The organism is Rodentibacter sp. JRC1, from assembly GCF_020521555.1.
Classification (GTDB): Bacteria; Pseudomonadota; Gammaproteobacteria; order Enterobacterales; family Pasteurellaceae; genus Rodentibacter; species Rodentibacter abscessus.
Genome location: NZ_BPWA01000001.1, coordinates 1,879,903 through 1,900,001, shown reverse-complemented (window position 1 = coordinate 1,900,001; position 20,099 = coordinate 1,879,903). Strand labels below are relative to the sequence as shown.

General features: G+C 39.5%; 12 protein-coding genes. 3 read left to right on the top strand and 9 right to left on the bottom strand.

The annotated features are described in order from the left end of the window. Positions 1 to 43: 43 nt before the first annotated feature. The 8 genes from HEMROJRC1_RS08655 to rng all read right to left on the bottom strand — a co-directional run bounded on the left by HEMROJRC1_RS08655 (position 44) and on the right by rng (position 14,297). Complete coding sequence (locus HEMROJRC1_RS08655) at positions 44 to 2,776, bottom strand: M16 family metallopeptidase (protein ID WP_226692529.1); 2,733 nt, start codon at positions 2,774 to 2,776, stop codon at positions 44 to 46. Positions 2,777 to 2,866: 90 nt separating this feature from the next. After that, complete coding sequence (locus HEMROJRC1_RS08650) at positions 2,867 to 5,458, bottom strand: TonB-dependent siderophore receptor (RefSeq protein ID WP_226692528.1); 2,592 nt, start codon at positions 5,456 to 5,458, stop codon at positions 2,867 to 2,869. Between the two features lie 159 nt (positions 5,459 to 5,617). Further along, positions 5,618 to 7,402 (bottom strand): ABC transporter ATP-binding protein/permease, encoded by a 1,785-nt coding sequence (locus tag HEMROJRC1_RS08645; RefSeq protein WP_226692527.1) that lies wholly within the window; start codon positions 7,400 to 7,402, stop codon positions 5,618 to 5,620. A gap of 150 nt (positions 7,403 to 7,552) precedes the next feature. Beyond that, entirely contained in the window at positions 7,553 to 8,827 is a 1,275-nt protein-coding gene (gene uhpC, locus HEMROJRC1_RS08640; protein WP_226692526.1) for an MFS transporter family glucose-6-phosphate receptor UhpC, read from the bottom strand. 2 nt (positions 8,828 to 8,829) lie between these two features. Further along, on the bottom strand, positions 8,830 to 10,305 hold the full coding sequence (gene uhpB / locus HEMROJRC1_RS08635) for a signal transduction histidine-protein kinase/phosphatase UhpB (protein WP_374707293.1): 1,476 nt from the start codon (positions 10,303 to 10,305) through the stop codon (positions 8,830 to 8,832). A gap of 38 nt (positions 10,306 to 10,343) precedes the next feature. Then, complete coding sequence (uhpA, locus tag HEMROJRC1_RS08630) at positions 10,344 to 10,946, bottom strand: transcriptional regulator UhpA (RefSeq protein ID WP_226692524.1); 603 nt, start codon at positions 10,944 to 10,946, stop codon at positions 10,344 to 10,346. Positions 10,947 to 11,056: 110 nt separating this feature from the next. Beyond that, on the bottom strand, positions 11,057 to 12,445 hold the full coding sequence (gene uhpT, locus HEMROJRC1_RS08625; protein ID WP_226692523.1) for a hexose-6-phosphate:phosphate antiporter: 1,389 nt from the start codon (positions 12,443 to 12,445) through the stop codon (positions 11,057 to 11,059). A 376-nt stretch (positions 12,446 to 12,821) separates the two neighbouring features. Next, positions 12,822 to 14,297, bottom strand: a complete 1,476-nt coding sequence (gene rng / locus HEMROJRC1_RS08620) for a ribonuclease G (RefSeq protein WP_226692522.1) — start codon at positions 14,295 to 14,297, stop codon at positions 12,822 to 12,824. Positions 14,298 to 14,401: 104 nt separating this feature from the next. Here rng and putP point away from each other — a divergent pair, with 104 nt between their 5' ends. Together putP and cmoB are read left to right on the top strand one after the other, a co-directional pair. Then, positions 14,402 to 15,916: a sodium/proline symporter PutP gene (gene putP / locus HEMROJRC1_RS08615; RefSeq protein ID WP_226692521.1), complete on the top strand. Its 1,515-nt coding sequence runs from the start codon at positions 14,402 to 14,404 to the stop codon at positions 15,914 to 15,916. Then, positions 15,913 to 16,878: a tRNA 5-methoxyuridine(34)/uridine 5-oxyacetic acid(34) synthase CmoB gene (gene cmoB / locus HEMROJRC1_RS08610; protein ID WP_226692520.1), complete on the top strand. Its 966-nt coding sequence runs from the start codon at positions 15,913 to 15,915 to the stop codon at positions 16,876 to 16,878. The genes putP and cmoB overlap by 4 nt, the downstream gene beginning before the upstream one ends. A gap of 106 nt (positions 16,879 to 16,984) precedes the next feature. Here cmoB and HEMROJRC1_RS08605 read toward each other — a convergent pair whose 3' ends face one another. Further along, entirely contained in the window at positions 16,985 to 19,255 is a 2,271-nt protein-coding gene (locus tag HEMROJRC1_RS08605; RefSeq protein WP_226692519.1) for an NADP-dependent malic enzyme, read from the bottom strand. 190 nt (positions 19,256 to 19,445) lie between these two features. On the opposite strand from HEMROJRC1_RS08605, the gene HEMROJRC1_RS08600 reads away from it, so the two are divergent. Further along, positions 19,446 to 20,072, top strand: a complete 627-nt coding sequence (locus tag HEMROJRC1_RS08600) for a DUF1919 domain-containing protein (RefSeq protein WP_374707292.1) — start codon at positions 19,446 to 19,448, stop codon at positions 20,070 to 20,072. Positions 20,073 to 20,099: the final 27 nt, after the last annotated feature.

Sequence of the window (20,099 nt, the reverse complement as noted above, 5' to 3'; positions counted from 1 at the left end):
AAAAAATAGCCGGTAATGTTTAGTTTTACCGGCTGTTTTCTTATTAATTTTTAGGTGTTGTAATAAACACTCTTTGATTTTCAGGATTATAGAGATATTTAGCGGCTAATTTCACCTCATCAAGCGTAATACTTTCCACCAGAGGTTTAATTTCCGTTAAATATTGAGGAGTATGAAAGCGATTTTCACTATAAATCAATCGTTCTAACCAAGCTTCGGGGGATTGTTGCCGGCTTTCCTCGGTTTGATAAAAATAACTTTTTGCCGTTTTAAATTCTTCTGCGGTAATACTATTTGGTAAATCAATTAATACCTGTTTGGCAATTTTCACCAATTTATCCGTTATTTCCGGATTCGAGGAAAAAGTCAACGTAGTTTGTATGCGATTCGTTTCCGCTTGCAAACGGCTTTTAAATCGTTTGCTATAAATACCTAATGTCTCGTCCCGCATTTTTTTGCTTAATTTTTCAGAAGCGATACTACTTGCAAATTCAATCACTAAGGCTTTTTTAGCGTCCCAATTATCTTGAGTAAACCACGAGATATAGACGTTATCCTTTGGTTCCGGATTCATTGCAAATTTCTCTTCAGCTTGACCCGCTTGTACTTTCAAGGGTTCGGTTTCAATGGTTTTCCCTCGTTCGATAGCGGCTAAATTCAGCTCCAAAAATGACCGCACTTTACTTTCTTCCATATCGTTCATAATGAAGTAAGTAACAGGTACCATGGAAAGTGCCTGCCATTGTTGCATAAGTTCCGTTTCGGTTAATGCTTCTATTTGTTTTATTGTTGGTTGAGGATTGATCGCATGCCCGTAAACAAAAGTTTCCCACACTAAATTCCGTTTAAATTCATCAGAATGGGATTGTAGCTCAATACGCCAGATAGCTTCTCTTTTGTTTTTTTCAAATTCCTCTTTAATTGTCGTTTCTTTCTGCTGAGCATAGTAAAAACGGAGTAAATCGGCGAATTTATCATTCTCAACAGTGCTTAAGATATTCAATTTGTCAAAACTTTGGCGAATCACAAGGGGAATATGATTATTTTCTTTCCACTCTAACATTTGATTACGCTTCCAATTTAAAGGTGCGTTATTACTGATAAGCTGTATTGCTAGCTTCCCTTTCCAATCTTGAAGAATTGAGGCATTCGATCCCACCTGATTTTGTGCGACAAAATAACTTTTATTTTTTGCGATAGGCGATTTTAGCCAAACTACAATATCTCCGTTAGAAAGTGTCCAACGTACCGTATTCTGTTCAGGAAAACGCTGTTCCTTCATAATATGTCCCCGTTGTTTTAGTGGGGCAAAGGTCATTTTTTCTTTTGCACTTTCCGTTGGAACATTAAAACTTCCCTGCCTTGCCATTTGCCACCATTGTTTTACTTCCGCAAGTTCAATCGGCGCTATCTCAATATTTAACGGGGGCATATATTGCAAAATTTGATCCGAGGCATTTAACCAATATTGAATACGTTGATTAACTTCGCTCAAACTAATTTTATTTATTCCGTCTTTTGTCATTTTTTCAATCTGATCTTGGCCATAATAGCTTTTCTCATTAAGCAATGTGCTAATCATGGTTTGAACCCAATCTTCAAAAGTGAAATTTTGTTGGTTCGCTTTATCATTTTTTTGTTGAGATAATATTTTTTCCTTCTGTTTATCTAATTCAGATTGCGTAATCGGATAATGTTTTAATCGCTCGGCCTGTTCAATCATATAGTTTGCACCGATCCGATGTGATTGTTTCTCAACATTAGCCGAAAAAATTAAGGCGGAGGTTATTTTTCCTACGGGAATTTTACGTGCCGACAGGGAAGATAAATCTGACGGCATTTGATTTTTTTCTTCTCTAAAACGTTGATTTAAACTATTTACCGCCAGTTGATCGATAAGACGCTGTTTAAAACCAACCTCTGTTTGCTCTTGGCTTATATGATCATCAAATCGCCATAAATAGCTCACTTGGCTGTTATTATTTTGCGGATCACTGAGGCGATCAACCTTAATTTGTTCAATTAATTTAGGTTCATAATAATATTTATCACGAATCGGAAGTTGTTTTTTCGGAAGATCGGAAAAATGAGCTTTAATCAACTTTTCAGCTTCATTCACCTGAATATCTCCCACAAGCAGTAATTGCATATTATTGGGTACATACCAGGTTTGATAATATTGCTGTAATTCTGCCACCGGCATTGTATTAATGCTCTTTTGAGAACCAATCACAGTTCGATTCTCATAGCGGGAACCAAAACGTTGAGACGTTTGTCGTTGTTCAAAAAGTCGTCTTCTGGCACTATCTCTTGTTCGCCATTCTTCTAAAATTATTTTACGTTCACTCTCCCAATCCGAAGCATTGACTTGTGCTTTAAAAAGCATTTGTTTTACCACCTCTAACGTTTGCATTAGGCTGAAATGTTTCGGTGGCATATAAATATAAGTGGTGTTTTCCTGATTGGTAAAGGCATTATAATTTTTACCCCTTAACCAGCCTTGTTGATGAAGATAAGGCATGATGCCTTTAGCATAAGATTCTGTAGTACGAAATGCCATATGTTCAACCATATGTGCCACGCCGCTTTGGGTAGGTGTTTCATCAATCGCACCGGCATAAACCCGCATAATAACATCTACACGTTTAGGCTGAGAATGAAGAGGTAAGATAGTATAACGCAACCCGTTTTCTAACTGCCCTTGTATCGGCATAGGTGTATCAGCTACTGCGGCTGTTGAGAATAAAAATAACAAGACATAAAATATATTACGCAAAATATACTCCGTAAAACAAAGAAAAAAATGACGTTAGGTAATAATATACCTAACGTGATTTTTAATTAATAAATACATTGATTGAGTTGATTACCAGTGGTAAGCCACACCCAGCCAGAACTGGCGTCCTAATTCATAGCCCGTTGAACTTTGGTTTTCCGTTCCCCCCAAATACTGTGAACTCGGGCTGCTTGTCGCTACACTGCTATTAAAAACATTAAGCACATCAAGGTTCACTTCTATTTTTTGCTCACGAATTGGTAATGTCCAAAGCAAATGCCAATCCAGCGTTGCTTTTCCGCTATACTTTTTCGAGCGATAGTCGTAAACCGCACCGGTGTAATCGCCACAAGCTTGGGGTTGGCTTGAGTTCGCACATTGGGCAATATCATAACGGTGATAAGCTTTATAACCGGTTTTATAGTTAAGCACATGTGTCCATTTTAAATTCCAGTCAGAGAAATCGGTTTGAAGTTCGATAAAACCTTCCCACGGTTGATTAAAGTTAAACGGCGGAAGTTCATTTACGGAAGCATAACGTTTTCCTTCGAAGAGGTAATATCTTCCGTTAAAGGAAGCCGGATCAAAAACTAAACTTTCATCATAGTTACCGTGATAATTCACATTTCTATGTTGGTAACGCAAGCCAAAGCGATAATTCATTGATAATTTGTTCAATTTATAGGCTTTGTTATTTTGGAAACTAAGTGTAAAGGTATTGGTTTTTCCTTTTCCATCATTCGTTATTTTCTTCGGTGCTTTATTTTTAGGATCTTGCCTTGTCGGGACAAATTGTCGTTCACTTTTACGATGAACCCAGTTAAATGCAAGTCTGTGATCCGCCAATGTATAATTAAATCCAAGGTTATATTCGTCACTATATGGCGTTTTTAAATTACGACTATTTTCCCAAGAGGCGAAACTCTTCGCACAATCACCCAATACCCATTCATCATTGGCACGACGACGTTTATGGCTTTCTCGAGGGCAAGGAATTGTTGAACGTAATGCATAAGCCAATATATTGTTGGCAAAATAACGGTTATATCCCCCGGTAATATTGAAGCTATCATCATTTAATAGGTTAATGTTGAAAGCAAAACGAGGGGCAATATTAAGATTTTTCAAGAAACTATCGTAATTAACATTTACGCCCGGCACTAACTTAATACGCTGCCAATTAATTTCATCGGAAAAATAAAGGTTGTAGTTATTGAGATTCACTTTGGCATTAAATGCCGGATAGTAAGCCATACTATTTTGGAATTGCTCGTTTGGAATACAATCCACACAATCTTGACCTTGTCTAACCCTTACTCCTTTCGCATCTCCTCTTGATGTAGACATATAGCGTACTGCGTGAGGGCGTTCCGATTTAGCGGAAGCAAAATCCATTTGCCACCCTAAAGATAGTTTATGTTCGGTCATTCCCCAATTTACTCGTTCCGATTCATAATCTTGTTTGATGATCCACGTATTTATTTGGGAAGATAACTCACCGATTCCCCCTTCGCGCTTAAAATCACATTTCCCTGTTTTTATATTGATATAACTACACCATTGCGTTCCACTATTCGGTAATAGCCCTTCTCCAAGCCAGTTGTAATAGTTGTACCCTGCATCGTGGGCTATTTTGTTACGGTTATGTTGATATGCAACCGTTGTTTTTAACGCCCCCCAATCGCCCGCATATTGTGATTCTATATTAGCGCGCCAACCACCACCTTTGCTCACATAACGTCCATTTTTAACATTATCGTTGTAATACACATTTTCGTGAGGAGAGTATAAGAATGTTGCCAATAACTTATGGCGATCATTTGCTTGATAGCTTCCCTTTACTAAAAAAGTTTCGGCTAAACGGCGTTCTTTTTCCCAACGATTTAATCCCCGATGATATTCAGGCATTTTTGATTGTGTACGGTTATAGCTGAACAATATTCCGGCCTTATCATTAATAGGCTGATTTAAGGTAAAATCAAAAATATGTTTCGTAAATTTCGGCTGAACATCACTTTCTGCGTAAGCATTGTCAAATTCTTCCCGCTCTTTATTGTTTAGTTGAAAAGAAGTCCAACTATCACGAGTAGTACGATAACTTATCGAACCGCTTGCTTTTGACGGTTCAGGATCTTTAATTTCAGCATCAACTACACCACCGGTAAAACGTGCATATTTCGCAGGTACGTTACTATCATAAACCGTAACATTTCTTAATAGGCGGCTATTTATGTGGAAAGACTCCGGTGAACCGGGGGCAATATACATAGAAGTCGGTTGAGTAAAATCTTCTGCTGATTTATATCCGCCATTGGCAGAACCGGGGTTAAGAATATCGCTGTTTGATAAACCATCAATTAAATAGCTATTGTTATAGTAGGGTTCTCCATGAAAACTGATTAAATCAGGCGCAATTTCACCTGCTTGTCTTGAGTTATTCGTTGTACCGCTAAACTGTACGGCAGGATTATTTTTGAGTAATTCCGAAATATTGCCATTTCTTGAAGGGATACGGGCAATATCCTCAGCCGAAAGCGTTTTTGAACCTGACGAAATAGATGTAACACTTGCAACCACAGAGATCGTATCTAATTGGCTATCTGATGTCGTAGGAGTTGCATTGGTTATTGAAGTAAAAAATAGAGAAGAAATAAAGGTAGCAATTTGCGTTTTTTTCATCATAAATTGATGCTCTCAAAATGTAAATAATAAGTATTATCCTTAAAAGAATACTAAAATATGAATAAAAAAACCGAGAGTTAGATCACAAATTTAAAATAAAAAGAAAAAAGAGGAGAAATATCTCCTCATTATAGAAGCGCCTTATCTTACGATAATTAGTTACGAATACGTTAATGCCCAACGTCCATCGTTATAAAGTTGTAAATATTGCTTATGATGACGAACCAACGTAGAACGATGACCTACACTGATAATAATACTCTGCGACAGTTCTTTTTTCAAAAGAAGGTACATTTGTTCTTCCAAATATTCATCAAGCGCAGATGTTGACTCATCAAGGAAAATCACTGTCGGTCGATGTAAAAGTATACGTGCAAAAGCAACCCGTTGCTGCTCTCCAAGAGACAAAATACTCATCCAATGCTCTTCTTGTTTCAGTTTCTCAACAAGATGTTCTAATTGAACCTTACGCAAAATAGAAGTAAGTTGCCCCATATCAGCATCTTCCGGTACGACATTCGGGTAATACAAACAATCAATTAAGCGACCCTGTGGTAAATACGGTTTTTGTGCAATAAATAACACATTATCAATAGGGAGAAAAATTTTCCCCTCAGAATGTCGCCATAGACCGGAAATTGCCCGCAATAATGTTGTTTTTCCTGAACCGGAGATGCCTTGAACCAACAGAGAATCGCCTTCAAATAGGTTAATATTGAAATTTTTTACCAGAATATCACCTTCCGGTGTTCTCACCGTAAGATCTTCAAAAATAACGTTATTTTCCGTTGCCTGCCGAATATTAACATCATATTGCACATTATCCGCCGCTTGATAAAAATCACTCAAGCGTTCTAACACGGCACGATAACCTGCAAAATCATCATAGATATTACGGAAAAAAGAAAGGGATGTTTGCACCCGTCTAAAAGCCTGCGCCGTTTGCATCAGCTCGCCTAACTGAATTTGCTTTTCAAAAAAACGGGTAGCTTGAATCAAAAACGGAAAAATCACAGATATTTGTGTAACCGCAAGGTTAAAACCGTTAAATTTTAACGTTCGATATATGATTTGCCACACATTATCGATCACATTATTAAATTGAGTGATTAATTGACGCTTTTCGACTTTTTCCCCCTTAAAAAAAGCGATACTTTCAGCATACTCTTTGACCCTAACCAAAGAATAACGGTAATTTGCATTCAATTTCTCATTATTAAAGTTAAGATTAATCAAAGGTTTACCGATTTGAAAAGCAAATGCCGTACTCACCAACACATAAATAAAAACTAAAAAAACCATTGCGTGAGGCAAGGTAAAATCGCCTATTGACATTGGACCTGATAATCCCCACAAAATTATCGTAAAGGAAACCATTGAGGTTACCGCTTTAATTAATCCCAAAGATAGACTTAAAGAGCTTGTCACATAAGCGGAAATATCCTGTTGAATACGTTGATCCGGATTGTCGATTCTTTTATCCGCATAATACATTTTATAATACGTCTGATGGCTGAACCATTTATCCAACCCGGCTTCATTCGCCCATGTTCGCCAGTGGATGGTAAATGCTTTCTGCACATAATAAATCAATAACGCGTTAGCAATATGCACGCTCGCCAACACGGAAAACACAATAATTTGTGTCCAAAATTCCGCCGCATCCAAATGTTGTAAAGCATTGTATAATGCCTTGTTCCATTCAGATAATAGAATATCAATTCGAACGGTGACTAAACTAAAAAATAATACGGTAAAAAAGTAAGCAATCGGCTTAATACTCCGTTTAACGGAAAAATAATCGGCACTTAACAACCAAAACTGTTGTCCCCATTTAGTCGTCTTGATGACTATCGCAGAGATAACCGGGCAAACAATCAAAATGATTCCCATCACATTGATTATCCAATAGAAAGAATTTAACAATTCTTGTATCCAATTCATTTTGTTTCCTTATGGATAAATAGAATAAATTATTGTTGTGCCGAAGTTTAACACTAAAATATCAATTGATAATTAATCGTAATAAAAAACAAGCTATTTTGGGGAAAATTCTGTGCTTACTACCTTAATGATTACATTTCAAATTCACTCTCAGTCATTTTGCGCTTTCAAAAACGGCAACAATGAAATTGCAATACCCGCAGCACAAAAAGCGATAAAAACGAAAAAGCCACGCCAATGAAAATACTGCATAACTAATGCTAGAGGATAACCGGCAATAGCTGCACCAAGATACGCAAATAGCCCGATAAATCCGGTTGCAGCACCGGGTGTTTTTTTATGAGAACATTCGGCGGCAGCCATACCGATTAACATCTGAGGGCCGAAAATAAAAAAGCCTACGACAAAAAATAAGGTAACTTGTAGAACGTAATTTTCTTTTGGCAACAACCATAATGCAGTAATAGAAAGGAAAATGCCGATTGCAAAAATCAATGCCATTGGTCCGCGATTACTGGAAAATAAACGATCCGATCCCCAACCGGCGACCAGTGATCCTAAAATCCCCCCAACTTCAAATACCGCTAATGCACTATTCGCAGACACGAGATCATAATGATGTTTTTCCGTAAGATAAATATTTCCCCAATCATTAATAGCTGTACGTACGATATATACTAATGTATAACTCAATGCGAGCAACCAAATATATTTATTCAGAAAAACATAATGACGTAGTATTTTTCGCCAACTTAGATAAGGAGCGACCTTTTCCTGAGTGAGTTCTAATTTATCATCACGCCAATGACCTACACTCGGTAATCCCATCGATTCCGGCGTATTGCGCAATCGCCATAACAAAAAGAAACTAATAAAAATCGCTAAACCGCCGACAACCACAAAACCATCACGCCAGCTATAATGCAATATCACATAGCCAATCACTAAAGGAGTAAGCGCTCCACCCACATTATGTGCCGTATTCCAAATCGACCACCAACGCCCACGTTCGTTACGGGAATACCAAGTGGTCAGCAATTTTGAACAAGCAGGCCAGCCCCAGCCTTGAAACCAAGCATTCGCCACCCAAAGTGCGGTGAAAAATAACACGGAATCGGATAGCCCGAAAAAAATATTCGTGATTCCCGTCATCATCAAACCGATAGCCATAAAATAACGCGGATTGGCTTTGTCGGAAAAAATACCGGAGAAAAACTTGGAAAAGCCGTATGTGATATAAAACAACGTTGCCATCAACCCAATATCGCTTTTATCAATACCAAGCACGGCAATCATTTCCGGTACGGCGAAATTAAAACTTTTACGTGTAAGATAAAAACCGGCATAACCAAGATACATTGCAAACATTAAATGTACTCGCCAATAAGCATAAGTGCGGTCAATTTCCGGGGTAAATTTGCTCATTTTTAAATCCTAGGCAAGGTAATGGTAATGCAAGTGCCATGCCGATGTGGCGATGTCGTGCGCTCACGGGAAATTAATTGAAGCGTCCCGCATAAAATATCAACCCGCTCTTGCATACCTTTCAATCCAAAACCGTGTTTTACGGAAGCAGGCTGAAAGCCGTTTCCGTTATCTTCAATTCGCAATTGAATCTCTTTTTGTATTTTGATCGAGATATTCACTTTATCGGCTTGCGCATATTTCACGATATTATTCAGCCCTTCTTGGCATAGGCGATAGAGAGTGATTTCTTGGATATGATCAAGTTGAATATTTTCCTCATTTTCCCAAAAAAGTGCGGTCGAAATACCGTGAGTTTTTAAATCCAGTTCCAAAAATAAATTTTGGATCGCTTGCTGTAGAGATAGATCATCTAATATTTTCGGACGAATACGATTAAGCAAACTTTTGGTTGTGTCATAAACATTGAGTGAAAGTTGTTCAATCGTATTACTGATGTTTTCAATTTTTGGGGAAAATTCAAGACGTTTCATAATGGAAGCCTGTGTGCGAATTGCCGTGATATTTTGCCCGATTTCATCATGCAGTTCGCGCGAAATTTGTCGGCGAATCGCTTCTTCCGTATTAATGAGTTTACGGGTTAAATCACGATTTCGAGTCAGTTCTGAAGTTAAATTTCGGTTTAGATCACGTTGATATTGAACCGCAAGCCCTAAAAATATCCCCGTAATGGTTTGTGCTGAAATGGAGAGAAATAAATCCGTTAATTCACCCCGTGAAAAGTGTCCGATGGAAGCGATTAACGTAATGCTATTAAGCAACGTACCTAAAATCGCCCCTTGCCAACCGTAATAATAAGCAAGCAAGATGATCGGAATAGAAAGGAAAAATAAAGCAAAACGGTGAAACTCTTCCGGTGTATAAATCTGAATAAAAATATTAATTAAAAACAATAAGATATAAATTAAGATATGTTTTGTGCGTAAGGTAATAGGTTTATGAGCCAATTTAGCTGTGAGTGGAATCCAATGACGTTTAAATAAATATTCGTTTCCTAAAAAGCAAACGGGAAGAATCAACAGCATACCGGTTAAGGCGGTGAGAAAGGTATAGAAAAAGGGCTGCGATAACGCCATACCAATCAATCCATTAAATACACTCACCCCTAGTGCCAATACACCTTGCACGGCAAGTTTTCGCCTTTCATTACCTTGATAGTATTCTCGCATAATGACTGTAATAGGTAAGCTGCAAAAACTTAAAATCATTGCTGAAAAATAGTCTTCTTCCGGTGAGGCATACATAAGCAATACAAGTACGCCAATTTCCGCCCCATAACTAACAAGCCAAAATATTTTCGGGGTGTGTAAATTAATCCCCAAACGGAGGGCAAAAGGTAAAAATAGCAATGCCAATAAAGCATTCCCCAACAAATAATCCGAAATCGCCCACATTGCAAAGTAGGCGCAAAACATCATTATTCCTCCACAAAGGTTGGCTATAAGAGAGTTCATTGCTAATGATATTGATGAAATAGATTTGTTAATTCGACATTATTTTTCACATCTAATTTACTCATAATATTGGCACGATGGGCGTGAATCGTTTTAAAACTTACCCCTAATTTTTCACCGACTTCTTTTGCTTCAAGCCCTTGACTAAGTAATTCACAAATTTGCAATTCGCGCTTGGTTAATTGTTCTAATGGATTATGATTACGATTAGAGACGAGTTTCACCGTTAATTCCGGCATTAGGTACACTCCCCCTGCATTCACCGTTCTTACGGCTTGAATTAATTCATCAGGGCTACAACGTTTACTCAAATAACCTTTTGCCCCAAGTTCTAGGGCTTTTCTAACGATCATTTCACTATCATTTACGCTAAGCATTATGCAACGAATGCCGGAAGGGAGACTTTTTAATAATTCCAATCCGCTTTCATCAGGCATTGAAATATCAATAATACAAACATCGGCTTTCGTACCCGGCAGATTTTGGCGGGTTTCTTTTGCCGAACCGAACTCGCCGACCACCTCTATATCCGATTCCAGTGAAAGTAGTTGCGCAAACCCTGAGCGCACGATGATATGATCATCAATAATAGCTACCTTTATCATTGTAACGTTCCTCTTTTTAAGGGGGCGAATTGTAGCATTTGGAAAAAGTGCGGTAAAAACTTTTTCAGTTTCGACCGCACTTTGGCTTTATGAATAAAAATGACTTTTGCTTAGTTTTTTTGTGTTTCCAGTTTTTTCAAATGACGGATTTTACGCTCTTCGGCTATCGCCACAAAAGCGAGCAATACCATACAAAGAATCGCGGAGGCATCCAATGCTGCAAAAGTCCCTTCCCAACCGGTTAAACCGAAAATCGGTGTGCCATCGGCAATCATACCCAAACCTAATTTCGCAAAACTATCACCGATTAAGTAAGCAAACGTACCTTTCACCCCATCGGCGACCGCAATCGCTTTTTTCGGTACAAAGCCGACTGCCGCCACACCGATTAATAATTGCGGGCCGAAAACCAAGAAACCGAGAACAAATAACGTTACCAAATACATCGTTTCGTTATTTGCGTGTTGATAAAAACCAATCGTGAAAGTGATTAAAACCAATGCCACACAAGCCAATAATGCACGGCGACCATTTGCTAAGTCAGATAAATATCCCCATAGAAACGTACCGACAAGCGCGCCGACTTCAAATAAGGCGAAACCTGAAATCGCAGCATCTTTTGAAAAACCGAGTTCTTGATAAGCATAAACCGGAGACCATTGGTCAACGCCGATACGCACGATATAAAGAAAAATATTGGCAAAACAAAGTAACCAAATCACTTTATTTTTTAATACATATTGAACAAAAATTTGTTTTTTAGTGAGTTGATTTTTTTCTGCGTCTTTGTCTTCTTCAGAAATTTCTTCGCCAAATAATTCTTCCGCTTTCCCTAAGCCGTATGCTTCCGGCGAATCGCTTCCATAACGTAAACCGATGAAACCGATAATCAGCGCAATAACAGACGGGAAAACGAACATTCCGATTACGTGTCCGTTAAAGAATACATTCGCCCCAAACAACGCCACGCCGGCAGCCGCCGCACCGCCCACATTGTGAGAAAGATTCCAAAATCCTAAGAATGTGCCGCGCTTTTTACGCGGTGTCCATTTGGTTATCGTGGAATAACTTGAAGAACCGCCTGTGCTTTGAAAGAAACCGCTTAATGCATAAAACGCCACCATGAGAAAAATCGCAATACTGCTACCGCCCATACTTGCGCTAAAACCAAGCATACAAAGTGCAGAAAGGATCAACATAAAGGGAACGAATTGCTTCGTATTTTTACCGTCCGCATAGTAAGACACGATGGTTTTTCCTACCCCATAGGTGATGGAGAATCCAAGACCGATCATACCGAGTTGCGTTTTGGTTAATCCGTAAGTCTCGATCATATCGTTCTGGGCGATATTAAAGTTTTTACGTACCAAATACATCGCCATATAACCGAAAAAGACAACCAAGTAAGATTGCATAAAGGGTTTAAACCACATTTTACGACGTTCTTCAAGCGGCAAATCAAGTGTTGGTTTTCTCACTTCATTTAAAAAATTAAGCATAAGATAGACTCCAAGTAAAATAATTGTGCGCATATTAGATCGGAATCTATTCCTACTCTTGCGAATGCAACTCGGAAAATCTAAGAATTATTCCTATAATGCCTAACTTTCTTATAAAAATGTGATATAGCTCACAGTTTTAGACAAAAAAAGTGCGGTCAATTTTGACAGCATTATGTATCAGTCGCACAAAGAAAACTTTATCTCCGAGATTTCTTAGGGTAGGGTGTCGTTAGGCGAAGCCGTAACGCACCGTTTCATCATTAAATCTTGTTACTTGGTGCGTTACGGCTTCGCCTAACGGCACCTTACAATGTTTTGTGCAAGTGCTATATAATGCTGTCAAAATTGACCGCACTTTTTCTTCATTTTCCTGTTACATCACCACTACATCAAACTGTTCCTGATTGTAAAAGGGCTCGGTTTTCACTTGAACCCGTTTGCCGATGAACATTTCAACCTCCGGAAGAAGTCCGTGGGATTCTTCATTAATCAAATATTCCGCAACAGCCGGTGAGGCATAAACTACAAACTGTTCACTGCTGAATAAATGATATACGCGAATGATTTCCCGCATAATTTCATAACATACGGTTTCCACCGTTTTTATGCGACCACGACCACGACAAGCGGGGCATTCATCGCATAGCACGCGCTCCAAACTTTCACGGGTGCGTTTACGGGTCATTTCCACCAATCCCAGTTGGGTAAAACCGTTCACGCTGGTTTTTATGCGATCTTTTGAAAGCGCATCTTGAAGGGATTCCAACACTCTGTTTTGATGATCTTCCAATTGCATATCAATAAAATCAATGATGATAATCCCGCCAAGATTGCGCAGTTGAAGTTGTTGTGCAATGGCTTTTGTGGCTTCAATATTCGTATTGAAAATGGTCTCTTCCAAATTTCGGTGTCCGACAAATGCCCCTGTATTAATATCGATTGTCGTCATCGCTTCCGTTTGTTCAATAATGAGATAACCGCCGGATTTTAAATTTACCCGTTTATCCAGCGCTTGCTGAATCCCATTTTCAACGCCATACACATCAAAGAGCGGTTGATTTCCGCTGTAAAGGACGAGTTTATTACTCAATTCAGGCATAAATTCATCGGTAAATTCCTTTACTTCGTTAAAACAAAGTTTAGAATCAATACGAATTTTTTCTAATGTCGTGCCGATAAAATCACGCAAAATACGTTGTGGCAAAGCCGGTTCGCCATAAATTTTCGAACGGGTCGGGTATTTCGATTTTCTTTCCAACACTTTACGCCATAAACGCTTGAGAAATTCCGCATCCTGCCGTAATTCATCTTCAGTCGCCCCTTCGGTTGCGGTGCGAATAATGAAGCCTCCAAGTTCATCACAAAAAGGCTCGACCAATGCCTTTAAACGAGCTCGTTCTTCTTCGCTTTCAATCCGCTGAGATACGCCCACATGACTGTTTTCCGGCATAAAAACAAGATAACGCGACGGCAATGTAATATCCGTGGTTAGTCGTGCGCCTTTTGTGCCAAGCGGATCTTTTACCACTTGTACCACAATATCTTGCCCTTCACGTACCAGCTCGGAAATACTTTTTACTTTGAATTGTTTTTGTTCGTTTTCATCCACACATTCCGTATGCGATACAATGTCGGAAGCATGCAAAAATGCCGCTTTTTCTAAACCGATATCCACAAAAGCAGATTGCATACCGGGCAATACACGTGTCACTCTGCCCTTATAAATATTTCCCACAATGCCGCATTTGGCTCGGCGTTCAATATGTACTTCTTTTAATACCCCCATTTCCACCAATGCTATTCTGGTTTCATTCGGTGTAACGTTCATTAATAATTCTACCGCATCCATTTTGTTGTCTCTGAGTCTCCTTTTTAAGGAATAGAATAATAGACTTAAATAAGATAAAATGCGAGCTTTCTCAAATTTTCAACACTTTTTTTGGGGTTATATTGATGTTTGTTTTTGACCCGACACTGATCACATTTACGATTTACATTATCGGGATGTTGCTTATCGGTGTACTTGCTTATTATTATACGAATAATTTATCCGATTACATTTTGGGCGGCCGTCGTTTAGGCAGTTTTGTAACGGCAATGTCCGCCGGTGCTTCCGATATGTCGGGCTGGTTACTCATGGGCTTACCGGGCGCGGTGTATTTATCCGGCTTAGTGGAAGGCTGGATCGCCGTTGGTCTGATAATTGGTGCTTATTTCAATTGGCTGCTTGTTTCCGGTCGATTACGTGTTTATACCGAATTTAATCATAATGCGCTGACATTGCCGGAATATTTTCATCACCGTTTCGGTACTTCACATCAATTACTAAAAATCCTGTCAGCAACAATTATTTTAGTGTTTTTCACCATTTACTGTGCTTCCGGTGTCGTTGCCGGCGCAAAACTTTTCCAAAATCTATTTTCTGTGGAATATTCAACCGCACTTTGGTTTGGTGCTGCAGCAACCATAGCCTACACCTTCATCGGTGGTTTCTTAGCCGTAAGTTGGACAGATACCATTCAAGCTACATTAATGATTTTCGCCTTAATCCTCACCCCTGTTTTTGTACTGCTAAGTCTTGGTGATACGACACAATTTTCGGTAATATTAAACCAAGCGGAAATGGCGGCAAATAAGGATTTTACCGATCTGTTTACGACAACAACCCCACTGGGTTTATTAAGCCTTGCAGCGTGGGGATTGGGCTATTTCGGTCAACCCCACATACTTGCACGTTTTATGGCGGCTTATTCGGTAAAATCCCTCATTAAAGCACGTCGCATCAGTATGACTTGGATGGTACTTTGCCTTGGCGGTGCGATTGGTATCGGTTTTTTCGCCATTCCTTATTTTTTCGCCAATCCAAGTGTTGCCGGCACGGTAAATCACGAATCCGAACAAGTATTTATCGAATTGGCAAAATTATTATTTAATCCTTGGATTGCGGGTATTTTACTTTCTGCGATTTTGGCTGCGGTAATGAGTACGTTAAGCGCACAATTATTAATTTCATCCAGCTCTGTAACGGAAGATTTCTATAAAGGTTTTATTCGACCTAAAGCGTCGGAAAAAGAACTCGTTTGGTTAGGGCGATTAATGGTGTTGGTGATAGCCCTCATTGCGATTTGGATAGCCCAAGATGAAAATAGCAAAGTATTAAAACTCGTTGAATTTGCTTGGGCAGGATTCGGCAGTGCATTCGGGCCTGTTGTGCTCTTTTCGCTCTTTTGGAAACGTATGACCGCTTCCGGCGCAATGGCTGGAATGCTGGTCGGCGCAATCACCGTTTTCTCGTGGAAAGCCATTATTCCGGCAGAAAGCGGCTGGTTTAAAATTTATGAAATGATCCCGGGATTTTTATTTAGTAGTTTATCCATTCTTATCGTTTCCCTCATTTCCAGCGAGCCGCCACAAGCAGTGATTGAAACGTTTAATAAAGCGGAAAACGCTTATAAGGAAGCCAAATGATAGATTTTCGCCCTTTTTATCAACAAATTGCCATAGGCCCTCTTTCCCATTGGTTGGAAACACTCCCTCTTCAATTAAAAGAATGGGAAAAACAAACTCACGGCGATTATGCAAAATGGTCAAAAATTGTGGATTTTTTGCCTGATTTACAGGCTGACAGGATTGATTTAAAAAACGCAGTAAAATCTGACCGCACTTTGCCGCTTTCCGAAGGTGAAAAACAGCGGATTATTCATCATTTAAAACAACTTATGCCGTGGCGAAAAGGTCCTTATCATTTATTTGATATTCATCTGGATTGCGAGTGGCGTTCTGATTTTAAATGGGATCGCGTTCTCCCCCATCTCGCCTCCTTAAAAGATCGTGTTATTTTAGATGTGGGTTGTGGCAGTGGCTATCATATGTGGCGTATGCTCGGTGAAGGCGCAAAAATGGTGGTAGGGATTGATCCGACAGAACTTTTCCTTTGTCAATTTGAGGCGGTTCGCAAATTACTTAATAATGATCGTCGAGTAAACCTCATTCCGTTAGGTATTGAGCAAATGCAACCGCTTGCCGCCTTTGATACGGTGTTTTCTATGGGTGTGCTTTATCATCGAAAATCCCCATTGGATCATTTGACACAGTTAAAAAATCAGCTGAAAAAAGGCGGAGAATTAGTGCTGGAAACCCTCGTGGTGAATGGCGATAAAAATACGGTTCTTGTTCCGACAGATCGCTACGCAAAAATGAAAAACGTGTATTTTATTCCGTCTGTGGCGGCATTAATAAACTGGTTAGAGAAAGTCGGTTTCACCAATGTACGTTGCGTGGACGTAGCTGCCACGACACTTGAAGAACAACGTAAAACCGATTGGTTAGAAAATGAAAGCCTGATTGATTTCTTAGATCCGAATGATCACGCTAAAACCATTGAGGGCTATCAAGCCCCGACAAGAGCGGTAATATTGGCGAATAAATAACATTTGGGACAAATATAGCGAATTAAACTTAATTCACTATAAAAGTGCGGTCAATTTAAAAACACTTTAAAAATTGACCGCACTTTCCTATTTAACCGACAACAATCTAACCTTGCTGCGCTTTTACCGCTGCGTAAGCAATCATATTGATGATACGGCGAACGGAAGCACTTGGGTTCAAAATATGAGCGGATTTATTTACTCCCATCAAGATTGGACCTACCGTGATCGCCGTTGTTGTGCCACGCAACAGGCTATAACTAATACGTGCCGCGCTTAAATTCGGGAATACAAGCAAGTTTGCAGAACCTTTTAACGGGCTATCCGGCATAATTTCTCGGCGATGTTCTTCATTCATTGCCAAATCACCGCGCATTTCACCGTCAATCATTAATTTCGGATTACGTTCCTTCACGAGTTCTAACACCTCGCGCATTTTCGGTGCGCCCAATTCATTTGATGAACCGTAATTTGAATGAGAAAGCAACGCAACAGCAGGCTCAATACCAAAACGATGCACTTCCTCTGCCGCCATTAAAGTAATTTCCGTTAATTCTTCCGCACTCGGATCGGTATTTACGTGAATGTCCGTCAAAAATACGTTACCGCTAGGCAAAACTAAACTTTGTAGGCTCGCCGGCACTTTCACGCCCTCTTTTAAACCGATGATATCTTGAATCGATGTCAAATGTTTACCGTAAGAACCGAATAAACCGCAGATTAAACCGTCCGCATAGCCGAGATTAACCAAAATCGAAGCGAGTACGGTGGTATTTGAACGCACCACACGTTTTGCGATTGCTTGAGTAATGCCTTTACGTTTGGTTAGTTCATAGTAATGTTTCCAACATTCTTCATAGCGTGGATTGTTTTCATTATCGACAATCTCAAAATCAACACCCGGTTGTAAACGTAAACCAAGTTTTTTAATTTTGCTTTCAATCACCGATTCACGACCGATTAAAATCGGTTTTGCCAGCCCCATAGAAATCACTTCTTGTGTCGCATGTAAAGCGTTAGTTTCTTCCCCCTCGGCAAGAATAATACGCTGTGGCGCTTGCTTCGCTTGATGGAAAATCGGGCGCATAAAGAGACTGGTTTTATAAACAAATTGGGTTAATTTTTCGATGTATTCGTTCCAATCCGAAATCGGGCGGGTTGCCACACCGGATTCCATTGCAGCTTTCGCCACTGCCGGTGCAATACGCACGATTAAACGCGGATCGAACGGACGTGGGATCACATAATCGGCACCGAAAGTTGCCCCCTCCCCGCCATAAGCGGAAGTGACCACTTCATTTTGTTCTTCAAGCGCAAGATCCGCAATGGCATAAACTGCAGCACGCTTCATTTCTTCATTAATCGCAGTAGCCCCTACATCTAATGCACCGCGGAAAATAAATGGGAAACAAAGTACGTTATTCACTTGATTCGGATAATCGGAACGGCCGGTACAAACAATCGAATCAGGGCGCACGGCTTTGGCTTCAGGTGGCGTAATTTCCGGATTCGGGTTGGCTAATGCAAGAATAATCGGATGCGCAGCCATAGATTTCACCATATCTTGAGTTAATGCCCCTGCAGCAGAACAACCGAGGAAAATATCCGCATTCGGCATCGCATCAGCCAATGTGCGCCAGCCGTTGTCATCAATAGCATAATCTTTTTTAGTTTGATCCATTCGATCATCACGATTTTTATACACCACACCTTTAGAATCACAAATGGTGATATTTTCGCGTTTCATTCCTAATGATAAAAGCAAGTTTAAACAAGCAATGGAAGCCGCCCCTGCACCGGATGCCACAAGGCGAACCTCTTCAATTTTCTTACCGACAATGCGAAGTGAGTTAATAATCGCCGCCGCACTGATAATCGCCGTACCGTGTTGATCATCATGGAATACGGGGATATTCATTCGCTCACGCAATTTTTGCTCAATATAGAAACATTCCGGTGCTTTAATATCTTCAAGATTAACACCGCCGAAAGTCGGTTCGAGGGAGGCGATAATATCCACTAATTTATCCGGATCGTGTTCATTTACTTCAATATCAAACACATTAATGCCGGCGAATTTTTTAAATAATACCCCCTTCCCTTCCATTACGGGTTTGCCGGCAAGCGCACCGATATTACCTAATCCCAACACAGCCGTGCCGTTTGAAATTACCGCCACCAAATTTCCACGAGCCGTATATTTATAAGAGGCTAAAGGATCTTTCTCAATTTCTAAGCAAGGTTCCGCCACACCGGGAGAATAAGCGAGTGCTAAATCGCGCTGGGTTGCCAGTGATTTTGTTGGGGTAACTTCAATTTTTCCCGGAATAGGAAATTCGTGAAAATCCAATGCTGCTTGGCGTAATTGTTCGCTCATATAAATAATACTCCATTGTAGTGATACGAAACTCGATTCCCGAGAATCGAATTGAAAAGATGTTTTGATTATACTCTCTCTTTACAGATAAATTTGTGATGAAGCGCAAATTTTCACAAATTTGTTACAAAAAATAATGATTGAATTAATAGATAGAAAAGCGATAGCATAGACGGTTCAAGGAGAAATTATGCTATTTTCAAAGTTAAAAAATGCGATTAATCGGTGGCAAAGAAAAGCAATTAATCATCAGCTAAAATCAAGTTTACAAAATCACGGAATGACGGTGATTTCCGCCAACTGTGTCGGTGCCTTTATGCTGCACGATCTAAACGAACCCTTTAATTCACCTTTTGTAAACCTTTATCTTAGCCCGAAAGATTTCATTCGTTATCTTCAAAATATCGAATTTTATCGAAAACAGCCCCTTGAATTTATTCCTTCGGAAAAAAATTATCCCGTTGGTAAATTGGCGGATCTCAGGATTCATTTTATGCATTACCACAGTGAACAAGAAGCCAATGAAAAATGGCAAATTCGCACTGCACGAATGAATTTTGATAACTTATTTATCATTATGACGGACAAAGACGGTGCACAAGGTATCGCTTATGAAGATCTTGCGGCATTTGAGAGGCTTCCGTTCAAAAATAAAGTCGTGTTTACTCACAAGCCTTACCCGGAATTACAATCCGCCTTTTATATCAAAGGGTTTGAAAATCAAAACCAAGTGGGTGATATTTTTACCTTCTCAGGTTGGAATGGAATGAAATATTATGATCAATTTAATTATGTAAAATGGTTTAATCAAATTTAATCATTGAAAACCGAATACAATACCGGA

Excerpts from the sequence above, each read along its gene's own strand:
- putP (WP_226692521.1), top strand. The coding sequence starts at position 14,402 with ATGTTTGTTTTTGACCCGACACTGATCACATTTACGATTTACATTATC.
- HEMROJRC1_RS08645 (WP_226692527.1), bottom strand. The coding sequence starts at position 7,402 with ATGAATTGGATACAAGAATTGTTAAATTCTTTCTATTGGATAATCAAT.
- HEMROJRC1_RS08650 (WP_226692528.1), bottom strand. The coding sequence starts at position 5,458 with ATGATGAAAAAAACGCAAATTGCTACCTTTATTTCTTCTCTATTTTTT.
- HEMROJRC1_RS08600 (WP_374707292.1), top strand. The coding sequence starts at position 19,446 with ATGCTATTTTCAAAGTTAAAAAATGCGATTAATCGGTGGCAAAGAAAA.
- uhpA (WP_226692524.1), bottom strand. The coding sequence starts at position 10,946 with ATGATAAAGGTAGCTATTATTGATGATCATATCATCGTGCGCTCAGGG.
- uhpC (WP_226692526.1), bottom strand. The coding sequence starts at position 8,827 with ATGAGCAAATTTACCCCGGAAATTGACCGCACTTATGCTTATTGGCGA.
- cmoB (WP_226692520.1), top strand. The coding sequence starts at position 15,913 with ATGATAGATTTTCGCCCTTTTTATCAACAAATTGCCATAGGCCCTCTT.
- rng (WP_226692522.1), bottom strand. The coding sequence starts at position 14,297 with ATGGATGCGGTAGAATTATTAATGAACGTTACACCGAATGAAACCAGA.
- HEMROJRC1_RS08605 (WP_226692519.1), bottom strand. The coding sequence starts at position 19,255 with ATGAGCGAACAATTACGCCAAGCAGCATTGGATTTTCACGAATTTCCT.
- uhpB (WP_374707293.1), bottom strand. The coding sequence starts at position 10,305 with ATGATGTTTTGCGCCTACTTTGCAATGTGGGCGATTTCGGATTATTTG.
- uhpT (WP_226692523.1), bottom strand. The coding sequence starts at position 12,445 with ATGCTTAATTTTTTAAATGAAGTGAGAAAACCAACACTTGATTTGCCG.